This window comes from Neoaquamicrobium sediminum (genome assembly GCF_013240295.1).
Taxonomy (GTDB): Bacteria; Pseudomonadota; Alphaproteobacteria; order Rhizobiales; family Rhizobiaceae; genus Aerobium; species Aerobium sediminum.
In genome coordinates, this window is sequence record NZ_JABETK010000003.1 from 567,021 (window position 1) to 584,683 (window position 17,663).

Consider the following 17,663-nt stretch of genomic DNA (forward strand, 5'->3'; position numbering starts at 1 on the left):
AGCGTAAGCCTCCGGCGAGGTCCGCAGCCGCCTCGGATCATCAGCGCGCCTGACTGCGGCTTTTCTCGAAGCCGGCCTTGCCGAGAGCGCGGCGTCTGGCGAGCTTTTTGATCCGGGTCTGGATTTCGTCTTCAGCAGCATGTGCGGGATCGAACGGGCGGCCGTGCCAGCGTTTGAGTTCGCGATGCTGCTCGTGTTTGGAATCGGTGATCGCGTCGAGGAACAATTCGAAGCCGGGGATGCCGCCGACATCTTCGGGTGGCGCGCGGCCGGCACCGTCGATGTAGTGGGGATACTCGACAGCGGGATCGGCGTCGGCGATTGCCTCGATGGTGATCGTGTGCCGCCAGTCGTCACCGAAGTCGTAGGTGTAGGCCAGTTGCGTGATGCCGCGATCGACCAGCGCTCCGAGCCGCGTCGTCTTCGCCGAGTAGGTTCTGTCGCGCAGGCTGTCCCATTCGGGATCGGGAATGGCGTAGCGCTTTCCGTCGGCGCGGAACTCGAACAGGTGATAGTCGTCGAACAGCATTGCCGCCTGGATGACGTCGTGCAAGGCCTTGAGCGTTGCCGTCAGCGGCACCTCGGCGCGCCGCCATATGGCGGGTTGCCAGTCATCGAGTTGGATCATGATGCGGGCGATGCGATCGGCGTGGCTCATGCCACCAGTCTTGCAGATTGCGCCGTCCAGTTCCACGGCAAGAGATCACTCAGCCGGCCCTGCGGCGTATCGGCGATGCGGGCGAGCACATCGGCGAGCCAAGCCTGCGGGTCGACATCGTTGAGCTTTGCCGTGCCGATGAGCATGACGGCCGCACGCTCGGCACCTCGTTCGGAGCCGGCGAAGAGCCAGGACTTTCTGCCGAGGGCGAGACCGCGCAGCGCCCGCTCGGCTGCATTGTTGGTCAGGCAGATGCGCCCGTCTGCGAGGAAACGGCTGAACCCCTCCCAGCGCCTGAGCATGTAGTCTATAGCCTGTGCGGTGGGCGCGTGACGCGACAGCTTGGCCCGCTCGTCACGTATCCACTCTTCCAACTCGGCGACCAGCGGCGCGCTCCGCTCCGACCTGATGGCGAGGCGCTCCTCCGTGGGCAGTCCGTTGATGTCGCGCTCAATGTCGAATAGCAGATCAATGCGTTTGACGGCCTCGAAGGCGATCGGTGAGATCGGCGGCGCGGTTTTTCCCCGACGCGCATTGGCGGCGATGTCGGCAAGCACGAAGAACTTGCGCCGTGCATGGCTCCAGCAGAGCGCCTCCGTCACCGGTCCGGGCTTCCGGTCGGGGAGGTAGAGCCCGTTGTAGCCGGCATAGGCATCGGCCTGCAGAATGCCGGTGAACTGCCTCAGGTGCCGCTCGGGATGATCGCCCGACCGGTCGCGCGATGCGTAGAACAGGGCTGCCGGTGGTGATGCCCCGCCGAAGGGGCGATCGTCGCGGACATAGACCCAGGCCCGGCCGGTGGTCGTCTTGCCTTTCGCCAGGATCGGCACCGTGGTGTCGTCGCCGTGAAGCCGCTCTGCCTTCAGCACATGGTCTTCGATCAGGGCGTGAAGCGGACGCAGCACCGCCGCGCACGCGCCGACCTGATCGGCCAGCGTCGACAGGCTCAGATCGACGCCCTCGCGGGCATAGCGCTCACTCTGCCGGTTCAGCGGCTGGTGCTGGCCGAACTTCTCGAACAGCACCATGGCAAGCAGGTTCGGGCCGGCGAAGCCGCGCGGCGTCACGTGGAACGGCGCCGGCGGCTGGCTGATCGCCTCGCACTGCCGGCACGAGAACTTCTCGCGCACCGTCTGGATCACCTTCCACTGGCGCGGGATCACCTCCAGCGTCTCGGTGACGTCCTCGCCCAGCTTCGACAGCCTGGTCGAGCCGCAGCAAGCGCAGCTCTCGGGAGCGGCGATCACGACGCGCTCGCGCGGCAGGTGCTCCGGGAACGGCTTGCGCGATGGACGACGACGCTCGAACGACTTCACCGTCGTGGCGCGCGACGCGTGCTCCGCCGCCAGTTCGTCTTCGGTTGCGTTCGCCTCCAGATCCTCGAGCTGCAACTCCATCTGCTCGAGCAGCCTGGCCTTGCGCTCCGAGCGGCTGCCGTAGAGCTCGCGCCTGAGCTTCTCGATCTCCAGCTTCAGTCTTGCAATCAGCGCCTCGGTCCCGGAGCTGACCGCCGCCGCACGGGCGGCAAGCGCTTCGGCCTCGACGCGCGCGGCGCGCTCCGCGAGGATCATCGCGTGGGCGGCGGCGAGGTCGGAAGGGAGCGATTCAGCGGTGGACACAGGGCGATGGAATCATATCCACCACCATGTGCAAGGCCAAAATCGTCAGCCTGTCGCCGTCGGCCGCCAGGTCTTTTGCGGCATGCGCCAGTCGATGCCTTCGAGCAGATAGCCGAGTTGGGCCGGCGTGATCGTGACCGCGCCGTCGGCCGGCGACGGCCAGATGAAGCGGCCGCGCTCGAGCTTCTTCGAGAACAGGTAGGCGCCCTGGCCGTCGTGCCACAGAACCTTGATCCGATCGCCGCGGCGGCCGCGGAAGACGAACAGGTGACCATTGTGCGGATCACGCTTCAGCGTCTCCTGCACCACCAGCGCCAGGCCCGGAAAGCCCTTCCTCATGTCGGTGTGGCCAGTCGCCAGCCACACCCGCACGCCGCTGGGAACCGGAATCATCGGGACCCGAGCGCGTCCAGCACGCGCCGCAGCGCCTCGGCATCCACGTCGCGATCGACACGGACACGGCGCCCGCCGCCAAGCTCGATCTCGATGATGCCGCTCTTGCGGCGACTGCGGCCGGGAGACGCCGATGGCCCCGCCGCCTCAACGGCGGGCGGTATGGCAGCGGCAGGAACGATCTCGACCGGGACCAATTGCGATGAACCGGTATCGACCCGATCGCACAGCTCCTTGCGCCATCGAAAGAGCTGGCTGACGTGAATGCCCACCGATCGCGCGACTTCCGAAACCGACACGCCAGGCTCAAGCGACGCCGCGACCAGGCGCTCCTTCTCCTCACGCGACCAGCGGCGGCGTCTCTCGACCGACGTGATCACCTCCACCCGCGGCATCGTCATAGGGCTACTCCTAGGATTATCCCTAGGACTTCCGACGTTCGCCCTCAGCCCGCAAGGCGGCCTTCACCGGAGGGGTACGATACAGCTCGCGTACTTCAGCGTTTTTAAGGCCCCCGCTGCAGACGTGCCTATGAATGCGGCAGGTACGGATCCCCGCGTTAGGGTCTCCGGCTGCAATGGCCTTATGTCGGGGCCGCCCGCTCAAATCTCGCTTCGCTCGCCGAACCCGCGCGAACGGGCCTTTGTGCCTGCTAGCTGGCAGACTTTGTCGGCTTGCGCATCATCCGACACTGCAGCGTGGCTTAAGCGAGGAATAGGACTAGCATTGCAAGTCCGATTACGAGAGGGATGGCGAACCAGATGGCTTGCTTGCCAATCCGCCCTCTGATCAGGGCGGGAGCAACTCCCAACGTGCCGACAGCAGTCAAGATCAACCCTGCGACGGTATACAAAGCAACCGATTGCATCTACTGGCTCTCCAAATCCAGGTGACCTCCGGTCCTAGCGGCGTGGCGCAATCGATTTTAAGCGAAATGGCTTTAGTGAAGGGTGCCTGACTGCACGTCTTCATCTGGAAATCCATTCTCCAGATAGACCCTCAATCCGTACTTCTGGATCGACGCCAGAACCTCGGCCAACGCAGCTTCATCAGTCTCGAAAGGATCGTCATAGACCGTTGAGGCGTTCTCTTCGTCTACGACTTCCAGAATCCAACCAGCATCACTCTCGCGCCGGTAGATCTCGACATCGATGTAGGTGCCGTCACCTTCAATCCGTTGGCCCAGTGGTGAATAGGTGATGGTGGGTACGGCTTCGTTCGTCATGAGGTCCCTCGATTCAACGGCCAAATCTGACGGAGCGCGGAGCAAAGGACAAGGGTGCCGCTCACCCACACCGCTCTGCTTGCGTTTGACAGCCGCCTTGAGCGCAGCGTCGCTAGAACGATGGCGGTCGGGCTGAATTGGTGCTTTCTGGCATCATACCGAACCTTGAGGCAGCCAAAGAGCGAGCGTGCACAGATGGATCAAACGTCGAACAGCGGTCCCGACGAGCGGCACTTCGACATTGCCCAACACTGGGCCATGGAACTGACACGCCGGCGCAGCGTGACGGGCACTTCCGGTGAGGTGGATTTCGCGGAATGGCTGGCGCACCGGCTCATGGAAAGTGACTGTTTCGGCATTCGGCGAGACGTGTGGACCTTCCCCGTGGCCGACGGGGATGCGCGTCAGTGCGTCGCGATGTTGTTGCGCCGTGGGGGCCGGCGAACAGTAATTCTGACCGGTCACTACGATACAGTTTCGATAGACGACTACGGTGACCTCAGCGATCTTGCAACTGAGCCGCAAGAGCTTGCAGTCGCCATGCGCCAGAGGCTTGCCAATCCGACAACGGCTGCCGCGCAGAGGGCGGAATCCGATCTAGCCGCGAATGCATTCCTACCGGGCAGAGGTCTTCTTGACATGAAGGCCGGCTTGGCAGCCGGTCTATCGGCCATAGCAGCCCTGGCTACTGAAGCTTCGGGTTCAGGCAACGTGCTTTTCATCGCGGTTCCAGATGAGGAAAACGGCTCAGCAGGCGCTCGACGCGCCGCGCAGCTCCTGCCAGAGATCGCACTCCGACACGATCTCGACATCGCAGCCGTCATTAATCTGGACGCCATTGCCGACGATCAGGAGGGGCATGACGGTCGCGTGATCGCGCTGGGCACCGTAGGCAAGTTGTTGCCAACCGCTCTCGTCATTGGAACGCCTGCCCATAGCGGTTTTCCCTTCAACGGCATTAATGCGGGCGCACTCGCAGCGGCCATCGCAGCGCGAGTGGAGTGGGCGGAGGAACTGACGGAGACGCTTTCGACGGGTGCCGGGGCACCGCCGAGCCTACTCAGCTTGCGGGACGGGAAAACATCCTATGACGTCACAACGCCGGCAACGGCTTTCGCATACTTTAATGTCCTCACTTACCGGAGGACACCCATCGAGGTTCTGACCCGGTTCGATGCGCTTTGCGCAGAAGCCCTGGCCCAGGCTTTGGGAGAGCTACGGGCACGGGCCGTTGGGATCGCAGGCACCAAGGACGCACCCCTCCTGCCGGGTTCGATCCCAATCTACAACTACGAGGATGTGGCGGCCGCGGCGCGAAAACGTCAGCCAGGAAACGACACGCTGATGACGGAGAAGGCGCGCACCCTGGCGACGCAGCACCTGTCGTTGCCAGAAAGCTGCCGGCTGATGACGGAGCATGCCTGGCGTCTGAGCGGCCTGGCGGGTCCAGCCGTCGTAACAGGCTTCGGTTCGGTTCCGTATCTTTCGACACAACTTTCGAGCCGCGACAATGCGAGGCATTTGCGGACCGTCGCCGTTCGCGCCGCGAGGCACAGCGAAGCGCGCTATGGTTGCGTCGTCAGATGCGTCGACTACTTTGCTGGGATCTCTGACATGAGTTTCTTTGGAGAAGCAGACGAGATCTAACCTGAACGTCGTCGGCCGTAACACACCATTGTGGGAACAGGTCGTACGCTGGCCCGGTAGCGATGGCATCGCCAACGTTCCCACCATTAACATTGGACCGTGGGGTCGCGACTATCACACGCCGCTCGAGCGGCTGCACACCGGCTATGCATTTGACATTCTCCCGAGACTTCTCGCAGATGTCGTGAGTGACGTTCTCAACGGCTAGGCCTGCTGCCGGCAGATCCTGCGTGGATCAGATCCTCCGCTTTGGGAGGAGGTCGAAAGCGTTCCCCGAACCTGCTTAGGTGGATAAATAAGCAGGGTGCGCGCGAGCGCAGCATTCCGATATTTTGGACCGCTCGTCCATCACAATATCCACGCAGCCAATCGGTGAAAGCCGGGACTAAGGATCGGGCGGTGCCATAGTGGCCGCGTCGACCGCACACAAAGCCTGCGGTTGTCGGCAAGCTTCAGCGGTCTGTGCCGCATGCGCGTGAGAACTGTGATCTGGCGCTTCAAGGATGAATCGGACGCACACAGCAATCGGCGCCTGTCTGACGTCAGGAGGTTGATCGCTTTTGCCACGATCATGGTTCACTCCGCCCACATTACGGCTCTAAACCTTTGGCGGTTTGACGGGCATTCCACTATGCCAAACTGGTCGATTTTACTTTTGCGTTTTGCTGCTCCCGGCCTAGGCCGTTAACTGAACCGCCCCGGGTTTGCCGGAGGCCGTTTCTTTTGAGTCACGCGGCCATGGCTGGTTCTTCCAGCATGGCGTAGTAGCGTTCCTCGGCTTCCGCCGGCGGGATGTTGCCGATGGGCTCCAGCAGCCGGCGATTGTTGAACCAGTCGACCCAGGTCAGCGTGGCGAACTCTACGGCCTCGAAGCTACGCCATGGCCCGCGCCGATGAATGACCTCGGCCTTGTAGAGGCCGTTGATCGTCTCGGCGAGAGCATTGTCGTAGGAATCGCCCACACTGCCGACGGAGGGTTCGATGCCGGCTTCGGCCAGTCGCTCGGTGTAGCGGATGCTGACATATTGAGACCCCCTGTCGGAATGGTGCACCAGGCCGCCGCGGTGGATGGGCCGCCGTTCGTGCAGGGCCTGTTCGAGAGCATCGAGGACAAAGCCCGCATGGGCGGTCCTGCTCACCCGCCAGCCGACGATGCGGCGGGCATAGGCATCGATGACGAAGGCCACGTAAACGAAGCCGGACCAGGTGCTGACGTAGGTGAAGTCCGACAGCCACAGCCTGTTCGGCGCGGGGGCATGGAAGACCCGGTTCACATGGTCGAGCGGGCACGGGGCGGCCTTGTCCTGCACCGTGGTGCGGATCGGCTTGCCGCGGATGACGCCCTGAAGGCCGAGGTCGGCCATCAGCCGCTCGACCGTGCAGCGCGCGACGGCGAAGCCTTCACGCAGCATCTGCCGCCAGACCTTGCGCGCGCCATAGACCTCGAAGTTCTCGGCGAAGACGCGCTCGATCTCAGGCCTCAGGACACCGTCCCGCTTCGCCCGCGCCGACAGCTTCTCCGGATCGACGCGCTTGGCGACGTGGTCGTGGTAGGTCGACGGGGCGATCGGCAGAACCTTGCAGATCGGCTCGACCCCATGGACCCCGCGGTGATCGTCTATGAACCCGATCATCGTTTGAACGGGCGGTCGAGCTCCGCCTGGGCAAAATAAGCGGAAGCCTTGCGCAGGATCTCGTTGGCCTGCCGAAGCTCCCGGTTCTCCCTCTCTAGCGCCTTCAGCTTTGCCGCCATGTCCGTCGGCACACCGGCGCGCTTGCCGGCGTCTACCTCGGACTTCTTCACCCACTCGTTCAGCGTCTGGCCCGTGCAGCCGATCTTGGACGCGATCGACATGACCGCAGCCCACCGGGAGGGATGTTCATGTTCGTGATCCAGCACCAGCCGCACGGCTCGCTGGCGCACTTCCGGGGAAAACTTGTTCGTCGTCTTGCTCATGATGGCTCCACCTTCTCAGGAGTTGGAGCCTCCGGCAAACCCGGAGCGGTTCAATCCCATCCATCTTCATGTAGTTAAATGTACTGGATTATTTTGCCTGAGGCGAATCAACTCATTGCCTGACACTGGCCTGGCAGTTTCTTCTGGCTCGGATGAAATCTCTTCCACCACCCGGCTGCGGTGTGCGCTATCATCTGTGCGATCACTCGGCTGATTGCCAATCCGCGTTCGGTCCCTCGTCTGGTCGGCAGCACCAAGGTACCAAGCTTGGTGCTGCGCGCGAAGCATGAGTTGGCTAACCTTCACTGCGCGATGAGCTGCCGCTACGAGCGACGATTGAAGCGGTGAACATGTAGCCCACGCCATAGACAACCTTGATTGGCGCCGGGAGATTGGTGCGGGACTCGATCTTGCGGCGCAGTCGGTTGACGACTGCGTCAAGGTGCCGGTTGTCAAATGTCGATCGAGGACGCGCCATGATCTCGACCAGTTCTTCGCGATGGCAAACCTGGCCAGTCCGGCTGCACAGAAAATTCACGAAGGCGAACTCTGCCGCGGTTAGCGTGAGTGCCCGCTGACTGGGCGCGGTCAGAATCCAGCCGGTGCTGTCGAGGACCCATTGTTCGTCATTGCCAGTCCAATTGGGTAGATCGGCTGTGCGGCGCAGCAGGCTGCGGATCGCCGCCTCGATCTCGCGCAAAGTGCTGTCCTTGACGAGATAGATATCGGCGCCGCTGTCGAAGCCACGGATCCGGTCGTCGCTGTCGCCGAGCGCCGTCAGCATGATAATGCCGCATGGGTGGTCGCGACGGATCTCGGCGGCGAGGTCGAACCCGTTGCCGTCCGGTAGTCCGACATCAAGGACCACGACTGCCGGCCTGCAGCCCCCGCACAACTCTTCCCGTAAATCACGGGCTGTTGCTACGCCAGAAGCCTCAAGACCGCTCAGGTGCAGAAAATCCACCAGATCCGTGCGCAGCCGGGGCTCGTCTTCGACGATAAGAATGTGGGTCATGCCGTTATCTTGTCCGGGCGAGGTTGGGTCGCGTCTACAGCGGGCAGCGGCAACGCTGCTGTTGCCGTCATCCCTTGATCGACGTTGGCAACCAGCTGCAGCGTGCCACCATGATAGGCAAGCAGCTTGCGCGAGGTGTATAGCCCAAGCCCTGTTCCGCCGCGCGCCGCAGCGTTGGAGGCGCGGAAAAAACGTCGCCCGATCTTGTGCTGCTCGTCCTTGGGTATGCCGATGCCCCGATCGCGCACCTGAATGATCAAATCACGGTCCCGCCGTCGTACGTCGACCTCGACCGGCTCATCTGAAGGCGAGTATTTGAGGGCGTTATCGATGAGATTGATGATGATGGTCGTCAGCATCTCAGGATCCGCCACCAGTAAGGTCCGCTCGTCATCCACGGTGAGCTTCAGGCGGTGTTCCTGCTCTGTCATTCTCAAATGCAGCCTCAGGTCGAGCAACACCGAGGCGAGCGTTATATGCTCGGGTTGAAACCGGCTATCCCGGTCGTCCGACATGAAGCGGTTGATGAGGGAAAACAGCCGGTTCAGCGCGTCGCGGATACCGGCGATACGTTCGCGCGTCGCATCAGGGGATTTGTCGCCGACGAGCCCGATCATCTCGGTTGCGTTGCGGATGATGGCAAGCGGTGTGCGGAACTCGTGGCTGACGACACGCATGAAATCGGCCTGCTCCTCGCGCAGCGCCCGTTCAGCCTCCAGGCTCGCACTCAATTTTGTTTCCAACCTTCGACGCTCGTCGATTTCACGTGAGAGGGCTTCGTTCTTCTCGCGCAAATCCGTCGACAGGCGGGTGCTGACCATGAAGAGGACGCAAGCAAAGAAGGCGATCTGGAACAGTGCGCCTTGCATCAGATACCAGGCGTTATGATCGGCCAGCACGAAGGCCGAGCCGGATACGGCTCGTCCTTGCTCGATCACGCTCTGCATGAGACTGGCGATCATGTATTCGAGCAGGATGCCGATCGTGATCCAGCGCAGCAGCTGCGGCTGCGTCCTGTCGCGTAAAAGCGCAAGGCACATGATCGACATCATGATCACCGTGAAGACGGTCGAAAGGTGGATTCGGATGGCTACGTTGCCAGGATCGACCCTCACCGCGATCGTCCAAGTCGCGAGCTGAAAAACCAGCAGCGACACACCAGCCCACGTGTAGCGCGGTTGTCCCAGGAAACGGGCAAGCCCTTCGGCGAGAAGGACAAGGCCGATCTTGATCACGAGATTGACGAGCACGATGCTCCATCCGGCCGGCTCCATGCCGCGTACGATCATGAGAAACAAGCCAAGCGCGATCGCGGCGAGGCCTGCTGCAAGAAATCTGAGTTCGTAGAGATGGCGCCAGGCTAGCCAGACAAACGTCCAGGCGACCGCCTGCAAGCAAGCGATCGCGAAGGTGACCACAAGGACCGTTTTGAGATCAAGCATCCCCGCGCATTCGTACCGCCCTTGCGGCCCTCCGCTGCATCAGTTCCGAGCTTTGCAGGAGTTGCGTGGAGAGGCAAGTCACGGCCGCAAGTGCAAGAATTGGTTAGAATTCACTAGAATTGGTCGGTGGATTCAGTGGGTGTTCAAAAGCTACCTTAGGTGGATTTCATGCGGCACTGACAACCTTCCTAGGGCCAACGTTGCCTGGGAGATGTCGACTTTGAGAGGAATTGCCGGCGCTTTGCCTTGAGGGGGCATTGGGTCGTGGTTCCTGCAACGCGCACACGCCGCACGAGCCACATCAACCGTCTGCGGGACGGTTCTTTAGGTCGGGGGCGAAGATGGCCAGTTCAAGCGTTCTGTTCGCGAATGCGGTCACTGCTGGACGCAGTGAAACTGGATCGATCTCGCGCCTGTCACGGCTCATGCTGCTCTTCATCTTCCTGTTTGCCGGGCTGGGGGTCACCACTCCGGCAAGCGCACAGACGGCCACCGTCACGTGGGATTCCGGGTTCGTTATGGTGCACGGTGGCCCGAGCGGATTCGTGTCGAACGGCGACCTGGTGGACGTCGGAACGACACTCACCTTCGATTTCAATTTTCCGACCGGATGGACGTATGGGTCTGAACCTAGCGGCTGCAATATCGTTCACGGCAGCGGTGATAGCTGGCAGGCGACCATCACGGAAACATGTCATGTGGCAGGCTACGAAACCCCAATCATGGTTATGGGTGTGGGGCCGACCGAACTGGTGGAAGGGGAGTTCGGGTTTTTCGACGTGATGGCGAGTGGAGGCGACAGCCCCTTCACTGTAACGCTGGAGTCTGGCGCGGTCCCGACAGGCATGACCTTTAGTGGTGGAACTGTGTCGGGTATGCCCAGCGAAGAAGGAAGCTTCACCTTCACGGCCAGCGCAACAAACGGGTACGGCCACTCTGGATCGCAAACCTTCACGCTCACCGTCGTCGGTCCCAGCGCCGGTGCTCCTACCATCGCCAACATCTCGCCAAGCAACGGCGCCGCTGAGGGCAACAACACGAGTGTAGTCATCACTGGCACTGGCTTTACGGGCGCGACCGGCGTCAGCTTCGGAGGCGATCCAGCCTTAAGTTTCGCTGCCAACAGCGACACGCAGATCACGGCCGTGACGCCCCCACACGCGCAGGGCCCTGTCGATGTGGAAGTCGTCACACCCGGCGGCAGCGTTACTGCGTCCGATGGGTTCACCTATGACGCCCCGGTGGAGTTGTTTTTGTCAATTGGCGACGTCTCCGTGTTGGAGGGTGATTCCGGCGTCACCACAGCCATGTTCACCATACAGCTCGACCAGCCTTTGCCGCAGTTTCGATCGGTGACGTTCGATATCGCCACAGCTGACGGCACTGCCACCGGGGGGACGACTACCAGATTAGCAGTGATACTGGCGTCAGCTTTGGTTCGCTCAATGCCGTTGTATCGTACAGCATACAGATCTACGGCGACACGCTCGATGAAGCGGACGAGACCTTCTTCGTGAACGTCACAAACGTTTCGGGCGCGACGGTGGTCGACGCACAAGCTGTAGGCACGATCCTGAACGATGATGCGAGCGGGCCGACAATCACTGACGTTTCGCCAAGCACTGGCGCGCCCGGCACGATGGTGACCATCACAGGCGCTGGCTTGACGGGCGCCTCGGGTGTTCATTTCGGCGGTGTGGTCTCTGCTGATGTGACGGCGGTCAATGACAGTACGGTCCTCGCCGAGGTGCCTGCGCACCCGGGTGGGGTTGTGGACGTTGAAGTTTTTGCTGCCGCAGGGACAGCCACCGCGCCGGCAGCATTTACTGTCGAAAACAGCCCACCAACCGCGAATCCAGTCTCCGCTACGGTCGCCTATGGCAGCAGCAACAACCCGATCACATTGAGCATAACCGGCATGCCAGCCAGCTCGGTCGACGTTGCCACGGCTCCCGCACACGGCGCTGCCAACGTTTCCGGTATGTCGATCACCTATTCTCCGACCTCCGGCTATGCCGGCCCGGACACCTTCACCTATACGGCCACCAATGCCGGCGGCACCTCCTCGCCGGCGACGGTAACAGTTACGGTTTCCCCCGACGATCATCTACATGCCAACCAACCCGCCCGCCGGCACCGTGGGCGTCCTTTACAGCCAATCCATCGCGAGCGGCGCGAGCGGTGGTGCTACTCCGTATGATTATGCCCAGGTTTCAGGAACGATGGTGCCCGGGTTGACGCTGGCGGCGGACGGCAGCTTGAGCGGCTCGCCCACGACTGCTGGAACGTTTACGTTTGGTGTGGTTGCGATTGACAGTAGCACGGGCACTGGGCCGTTCAGTTCGCCGCCAGTTGATGTTTCTGTAACGATCGCTCCGGATGCTCCGACAATTACCGGCATCTCGCCTTATGCAGGGCCGGACACCGGCGGCACGACGGTGACGATCACCGGTACCAATCTGACGGGTGCAACAGCCGTCATGTTCGGCGGCACACCCGCAGCAAGCTTCTCAATCGACAGCGACACGCAGATCTCGGCGGTGACGCCCGGAGGGCCGGCCGGTGCGGTCGAGGTCGCTGTGACGACGCCGGGCGGCAGCGCGACGGAGGTCGTTGGTTTCACCTACACGTCATCGGCTATTATTACCTGGGACACGGGTGCTGGATTTGTAGCCCTTGCTTTTGACTCCGGCACGAGCATCGATAATGGCGACGCCGTGCCCGTTGGAACGCCGTTTCATATCAATATCCATCCAAGCGGTGCGAATACCTACAGCAGCCCGCCGAGTGGCTGCGGCATTAGTCATGCATATTCCGATACCTGGGCCGGTACCGTCACCGAAACCTGTCACATCACCATAGCGGTCGAGGAGATAGAGGTCTCCCCAGACACGCTCGGCGATGGGGTTGTCGGAGAGACCTACAGTCAGACGGTAGCGGCAACCGGCGGCTATACGGGCTTTTTCTATTCGTCCGCTGATCTCCCCGCCTGGCTCACTCTCGACGGTGACACCGGCGATCTTTCTGGGACTCCACCGGCACTTGGCGCCGTTAACTTCACGGTTCGGGCGACAACCAGAGACTATAGCCTTCACTGGACGGAGAGAACCTACACGCTGGCTGTCTTGCCTCCGGCGCCGACGATCACCGGCATTTCGCCGGACACCGGCCCGGCGGCCGGCGGCACGACGGTCACCATCACCGGCACGAACCTGACCGGTGCGACCGGTGCAAACGCCGTCACGTTCGGCGGCGTGGCGGCGACAAGCCATACGGTCGACAGCGACACGCAGATCAGGGCGGTGACGGCGGCGGGATCGACTGGCGCGGTGGATGTTGCGGTGGCGACGCCGGGTGGCACGGTCACGGAACCCGATGGCTTCACCTATCGAGCGCCGGCTCCCAATCCTTATTTGGTGACCGTCTCGGATGGCACCTACACTGCAGGTGAAACCATACTCTTCAATGTCTATTTTGATGATGTTGTGGTGGCTTCCGGCAATCCCCGATTGCCGATCGATATCGGCGGGACGACTCGATATGCGGACTACGATGTTCATAGTGGCGTCGTCGTAAGGTTCAGGTATGTGGTGCAGGCTGGCGATCTCGCCCCGTCCGGTATCGGCCTTGGCCCATCCATCCTCGTGAATGGGGGACTATCGAGAGCACCGACGGGACCGCCGCCAATCTTACGCTCAACGGCATACCCGACCTGAGCGGCGTGATCGTCGATGCCGTGGCGCCGACGGCGATCTCCAGCGCGGTCAGCGGCAGCCCGGCACCGGACGCGACGTCGGCCCTTTTCGACGTGACGTTCTCCGAGCAGGTGAACGGGGTCGACCAGTCGGATTTCGTGCTGACAACAGCTGGTTCTGCCGTGGGCGAGATCGCCGGCATCGGCACCGCGGATGGCGTGACCTACCATGTCAACGTCACCGGCATATCCGGTATGGGCTCGCTGCGCCTCGATGCTCGCGCGAATGGATCGATCACCGACTTGGCCGGCAATCCGATGACAGTGCCGTTCGCAGCAGGGACGCCCTGGACGCGCGGCGGCTCGACCGATGTGACGCTGTCGAGCCTTGCGGCAAGCGCCGGCACGCTCGATCCGGCCTTCGATCCCGCAACGCTCACTTATGACGTTGCCGTCGACAACGCGACGGACAGCATCACGCTTACGCCGACAGCGACGGAGGCCACAGCGACGATCGCCGTTGACGGACAGGCTGTCGCTTCCGGCAGCGCCAGCCAGCAGATCGCGCTGGCGGTGGGTTCCACGCCAATCGCGGTGGTCGTGACAGCAGAAGACGGCACGACGACCCAGGCGTACACGGTCACGGTCACCCGCGCGGCTTCCGCCGATGCGATGCTTGCGGGCCTTATGCCGAGCGCCGGCTCACTCGATCCGGCCTTCGCCCCGGCAACGGCGGATTATGCCGTTGCCGTCGACAACGCGACGGACAGCATCACGTTGACGCCGACAGCGACGGAGGCCACAGCGACGATCGCCGTTGACGGACAGGCTGTTGCGTCCGGCAGCGCCAGCCAGGCGCTTGCGCTGGCGGTTGGCACGACGGCGATCCCGGTGGTGGTCACTGCGCAGGACGGCACGACGACGCAAACTTATACGGTCACAGTCACTCGCGCTGCTTCCGCCGAGGCGACGCTTGCGGGCCTTGTGCCGAGCGCGGGGGCTCTCGATCCGGCCTTCGACCCGGCGACGACGGATTATGCCGTTGCCGTCGACAACGGGACGGACAGCATCACGCTGACGCCGACCGCGACGGAGGCCACAGCAACGATCGCCGTTGACGGGCAAACGGTCGCTTCCGGCAGCGCCAGCCAGCAGATCGCGCTGGCGGTTGGGTCGACCGCCATTCAGGTCGTCGTTACTGCCGCGGACGGTACGACCACCCGTGCCTATACCGCCACTGTCACCCGCGCGGCGTCTTCCAATGCGAGATTGGCGAATCTGGTGCCAAGTGTCGGTACGCTCGATCCCGCTTTCGACGCCGGCAGTTTCGACTATGCGATTGGCGTGGCCAACGCCGTCGATAGCATTGCACTGACGCCGACAGCCGATGACGCTGAAGCAGCGATTACCGTCAACGGGGAAAGTGTGGCGTCCGGCAGTGCCAGTCAGGCGATTGCCTTGTCTGTCGGCTCAACGGCGATTCAGGTCGGAGTCATCGCCGAAGATGGCACCACGACCCGAACCTATACGGTCACGGTCGAGCGGGCGCAGCCCGTGCCGACGGTCATCTCCCGCACAATCGAAGTCGATGCGGGCGACACGGCATCCGTAGACCTTGCCGAGGGCGCCACAGGAGGCCCGTTCACGGGGGCCGCGATCGTCGATCTATCAAATGCCGCGGCCGGCACGGCCCGCATCGAGCGCGACGGCCAGACCTACCAACTGATCTTTGCCGCGAGCGCCACCTACGCGGGTGAAGCCGATCTACGCTTCACGCTTTCCAACGCCGCCGGAACGTCGGCGCCCGGAACGATCGCGTTCACCATCGTCGGTCGGCCCGACCCTGCGCAGGACCCGGAGGTGGTGGGACTGCTGACTGCCCAGGTCGATGCCGCCAAGCGCTTCGCGCAGGTGCAGACACGCAACTTCAACGACCGGCTGGAACAATTGCATGACGAAGGAGACCGGCGCACGAACAGCATGAATCTGCGCCTCGGCTACAATGCGGAAGAAAGCCGCGGCGACCGTGAAATCCAGCAGCTTGTCGAACGGGCCCATGAGAAACCGGGTGTCCTCGGCTATGCGCCGCATGATACCGGCGCGTCTAAAAGCGGCGCATTCGCCTCGGATGAGAAGGCCACTTCGTCCGCATCCGGCAACGGTGGAGGACCGGATCTCGGACCCTTCGCGGCCTGGACCGGCGGTTACGTCAATTTCGGCGAGAGCGACGATGGCGGACTTGCCCTCGATCACACGATGGTCGGGGTCAGCGCCGGGATCGACTATCGGTTCTCGAAGAAGTTCATCGGCGGCTTCGGTGTCGGCTTCGGCCGTGATCGAACAGATGTCGGCGCCAACGGCACGCAGAGCACTGGCCGTGCCTACAGCGCGGCTGTCTACGGCAGTTACAAGCCGCTCGACAATTTCTTCCTGGATGGCCTCATTGGTGGAAGCTGGCTCGATTTCGACAGCAGACGGTTTGTCACCGCGAACGGCGACTTCGCCAACGGCACGCGCTCGGGACACCAGCTTTTCGGTTCGCTGACCGCGGCCTACGAGTTCCGCGACCAGGCCTGGCTGGTCTCGCCTTATGGGCGCGTCGAGATGTCCCGTACCTGGCTCGACGGCTTCACCGAAGAAGGCGGAGGCGACTTCGGGCTGCGCTACGGAGACCAGAGCATCGATACGGTATCCGGCGTCATCGGCCTTCGCGCCAAATACGCCTTCAAGACGGGCTGGGGCACACTGACCCCGGGCGCGCGCGTTGAGTACACGCACGATTTCGCGGGATCGAGCCGGATCAGCATGGGCTACATCGACATGGAGCGATTGCCGTACTGGCTGGATATCGAGGCATCCAACCGAAGCTATGTGACGCTGGGCCTGTCGCTCGACGCCGAGCTCCCGCAGGCCTGGACACTGGGCTTCGACTACCGCACGGCGTTCGGAAACGACACGCAGGAACACGCGATCGGCCTGGAACTCGCCAGGCGGTTCTAGGCATCGACAATCGATAATGAAGTTCAGTGGCTAAATCCGGAGGCCAGATTCATTTTGACCTAAGCACCCGCGCGGGACAGCTGGTGCCGGGCCATCTTGAGTGCCTGAGAGTGCGACTTGGGAGCGGATTTCCAAACTCAGATGATACGGATAACCGATCGGATGTGAGCTCCTCCGGGAGCAAGCATCATGCCAAAAAATCGAAAAGAGTCGCCGCCTAGTCAAAGACGCCGTATATTTTGCACAAGAATTGTGCAATTCGATATGGCAAGGTAACCTGAATGACCGCGGCCACAAAAGTTTCCATGCCTGACGAATCCTTGGTGCTGTCCTACATGGATCGGACTGGAAGGATCGCGGTCAATAAGCTCGCAGACGAGTTTGGGATGTCCAAGACCCAGCTTGCCGAGGCCGCGGGGCTTGCGCGAGAGACGCTTTATCGTGCCCAGCGCAGCCATGCTCCCAAAACGCAGGGGCGCCTTCGTGAAATGCTGGAGATCATCAGCCGCGTGACGGAGTGGGCCGGCGGCAAGGAGCAGGCCATGGCCTGGTATCGCGCCCAGCCCTTGCCGGCATTCGGCTGCCGGACTGCCGAGGCCCTGGTCAAGGAAGGCAAGGCTGCAGCAGTTCGGGACTATCTCGATCACATGGCTCTTGGCGGATTTGCGTGAGATTCTTAGGGACATGCTACCGAGCGCATGATCCGCGATGGGCACTCAAGCCGATGTCGGGGGATGGCGCAGCAATCAGGGGGATTGCTTCAACCCCAAGGGAGTACCGGCCCTCTATCTCGGCTTGAGCATTATGACGGCGGTCAAGGAACCCAGTCTGGGCTTTGCGCATCGAATAGATTCCTGCGCGCTATGTTCTTACGAAATCGATTGGGGGCAGGATCTGCCGCACAAGGTGAGGGTCTTCGATCCGAGTGGCCGGCTACCGAAGGACCAGTTGTCTTGGCGCTGAGGTGTTGCAAATTCCCGGGGCAGGGGAGGGGCCTTTTGCCAACCTACACG

Annotated in this window: 14 protein-coding genes, 1 pseudogene and 1 other annotated feature; of the genes and pseudogenes, 7 read left to right on the forward strand and 8 right to left on the reverse strand. The window is 62.3% G+C overall.

Annotated features, from left to right (window positions below; genetic code table 11):
• Nucleotides 1-40: 40 nt before the first annotated feature.
• The 5 genes from HK436_RS25430 to HK436_RS25450 form a co-directional block, all read right to left on the reverse strand.
• Complete coding sequence (locus tag HK436_RS25430) at nucleotides 41-658, reverse strand: plasmid pRiA4b ORF-3 family protein (protein WP_173194447.1); 618 nt, start codon at nucleotides 656-658, stop codon at nucleotides 41-43.
• Nucleotides 655-2,229 (reverse strand): IS66 family transposase, encoded by a 1,575-nt coding sequence (tnpC, locus tag HK436_RS25435; RefSeq protein WP_173194571.1) that lies wholly within the window; start codon nucleotides 2,227-2,229, stop codon nucleotides 655-657. The genes HK436_RS25430 and tnpC overlap by 4 nt, the downstream gene beginning before the upstream one ends.
• Nucleotides 2,230-2,322: 93 nt before the next feature.
• Complete coding sequence (tnpB, locus tag HK436_RS25440; protein WP_173194448.1) at nucleotides 2,323-2,670, reverse strand: IS66 family insertion sequence element accessory protein TnpB; 348 nt, start codon at nucleotides 2,668-2,670, stop codon at nucleotides 2,323-2,325.
• Nucleotides 2,667-3,071: an IS66-like element accessory protein TnpA gene (gene tnpA, locus HK436_RS33820; RefSeq protein WP_173194449.1), complete on the reverse strand. Its 405-nt coding sequence runs from the start codon at nucleotides 3,069-3,071 to the stop codon at nucleotides 2,667-2,669. The genes tnpB and tnpA overlap by 4 nt, the downstream gene beginning before the upstream one ends.
• Nucleotides 3,072-3,610: 539 nt before the next feature.
• Nucleotides 3,611-3,895, reverse strand: a complete 285-nt coding sequence (locus HK436_RS25450) for a hypothetical protein (RefSeq protein ID WP_173194450.1) — start codon at nucleotides 3,893-3,895, stop codon at nucleotides 3,611-3,613.
• Between the two features lie 195 nt (nucleotides 3,896-4,090).
• Between HK436_RS25450 and HK436_RS25455 the strand changes: the two genes are divergently transcribed.
• On the forward strand, nucleotides 4,091-5,542 hold the full coding sequence (locus HK436_RS25455; RefSeq protein ID WP_173194451.1) for a M20/M25/M40 family metallo-hydrolase: 1,452 nt from the start codon (nucleotides 4,091-4,093) through the stop codon (nucleotides 5,540-5,542).
• Nucleotides 5,543-6,270: 728 nt separating this feature from the next.
• Here the strand turns inward: HK436_RS25455 and HK436_RS25460 are convergent.
• From HK436_RS25460 to HK436_RS25470, 3 genes are all read right to left on the reverse strand, one after another.
• A protein-coding gene (locus tag HK436_RS25460; RefSeq protein ID WP_173187516.1) for an IS3 family transposase occupies nucleotides 6,271-7,499 on the reverse strand; the annotation gives its coding sequence in 2 pieces (ribosomal slippage) (nucleotides 6,271-7,211 and nucleotides 7,211-7,499; 1,230 coding nt in all).
• Nucleotides 7,102-7,218: a sequence feature (AL1L pseudoknot), on the reverse strand. Its footprint overlaps the gene before it by 117 nt.
• A 295-nt stretch (nucleotides 7,500-7,794) precedes the next feature.
• Complete coding sequence (locus HK436_RS25465; RefSeq protein ID WP_173194452.1) at nucleotides 7,795-8,514, reverse strand: response regulator transcription factor; 720 nt, start codon at nucleotides 8,512-8,514, stop codon at nucleotides 7,795-7,797.
• Entirely contained in the window at nucleotides 8,511-9,908 is a 1,398-nt protein-coding gene (locus HK436_RS25470; RefSeq protein WP_173194453.1) for a sensor histidine kinase, read from the reverse strand. The genes HK436_RS25465 and HK436_RS25470 overlap by 4 nt, the downstream gene beginning before the upstream one ends.
• A 389-nt stretch (nucleotides 9,909-10,297) precedes the next feature.
• Between HK436_RS25470 and HK436_RS25475 the strand changes: the two genes are divergently transcribed.
• The 6 genes and pseudogenes from HK436_RS25475 to HK436_RS31850 all read left to right on the forward strand — a co-directional run bounded on the left by HK436_RS25475 (nucleotide 10,298) and on the right by HK436_RS31850 (nucleotide 17,613).
• Nucleotides 10,298-11,473, forward strand: coding sequence for an IPT/TIG domain-containing protein (locus tag HK436_RS25475; protein WP_173194454.1), 1,176 nt, complete (start codon nucleotides 10,298-10,300; stop codon nucleotides 11,471-11,473).
• Entirely contained in the window at nucleotides 11,470-12,156 is a 687-nt protein-coding gene (locus HK436_RS25480; protein WP_173194455.1) for an IPT/TIG domain-containing protein, read from the forward strand. The genes HK436_RS25475 and HK436_RS25480 overlap by 4 nt, the downstream gene beginning before the upstream one ends.
• Nucleotides 12,068-13,672, forward strand: coding sequence for an IPT/TIG domain-containing protein (locus HK436_RS25485; protein ID WP_173194456.1), 1,605 nt, complete (start codon nucleotides 12,068-12,070; stop codon nucleotides 13,670-13,672). The genes HK436_RS25480 and HK436_RS25485 overlap by 89 nt, the downstream gene beginning before the upstream one ends.
• 5 nt (nucleotides 13,673-13,677) lie before the next feature.
• A complete protein-coding gene (locus HK436_RS25490; protein ID WP_173194457.1) occupies nucleotides 13,678-16,650 on the forward strand; it encodes an autotransporter family protein in 2,973 nt (990 codons plus the stop codon).
• A 305-nt stretch (nucleotides 16,651-16,955) separates the two neighbouring features.
• Entirely contained in the window at nucleotides 16,956-17,321 is a 366-nt protein-coding gene (locus tag HK436_RS25495) for an antitoxin Xre/MbcA/ParS toxin-binding domain-containing protein (RefSeq protein WP_376769208.1), read from the forward strand.
• A pseudogene (locus tag HK436_RS31850) lies at nucleotides 17,318-17,613 on the forward strand (RES family NAD+ phosphorylase). The gene HK436_RS25495 and the pseudogene HK436_RS31850 overlap by 4 nt, the downstream one beginning before the upstream one ends.
• Nucleotides 17,614-17,663: the final 50 nt, after the last annotated feature.

Coding starts and splice junctions, on each gene's coding strand:
- tnpA (WP_173194449.1), bottom strand. CDS start 3,071: ATGACGATGCCGCGGGTGGAGGTGATCACGTCGGTCGAGAGACGCCGC.
- HK436_RS25450 (WP_173194450.1), bottom strand. CDS start 3,895: ATGACGAACGAAGCCGTACCCACCATCACCTATTCACCACTGGGCCAA.
- HK436_RS25495 (WP_376769208.1), top strand. CDS start 16,956: ATGCCTGACGAATCCTTGGTGCTGTCCTACATGGATCGGACTGGAAGG.
- HK436_RS25455 (WP_173194451.1), top strand. CDS start 4,091: ATGGATCAAACGTCGAACAGCGGTCCCGACGAGCGGCACTTCGACATT.
- tnpC (WP_173194571.1), bottom strand. CDS start 2,229: ATGATCCTCGCGGAGCGCGCCGCGCGCGTCGAGGCCGAAGCGCTTGCC.
- HK436_RS25430 (WP_173194447.1), bottom strand. CDS start 658: ATGAGCCACGCCGATCGCATCGCCCGCATCATGATCCAACTCGATGAC.
- HK436_RS25485 (WP_173194456.1), top strand. CDS start 12,068: ATGCCAACCAACCCGCCCGCCGGCACCGTGGGCGTCCTTTACAGCCAA.
- HK436_RS25465 (WP_173194452.1), bottom strand. CDS start 8,514: ATGACCCACATTCTTATCGTCGAAGACGAGCCCCGGCTGCGCACGGAT.
- tnpB (WP_173194448.1), bottom strand. CDS start 2,670: ATGATTCCGGTTCCCAGCGGCGTGCGGGTGTGGCTGGCGACTGGCCAC.
- HK436_RS25475 (WP_173194454.1), top strand. CDS start 10,298: ATGGCCAGTTCAAGCGTTCTGTTCGCGAATGCGGTCACTGCTGGACGC.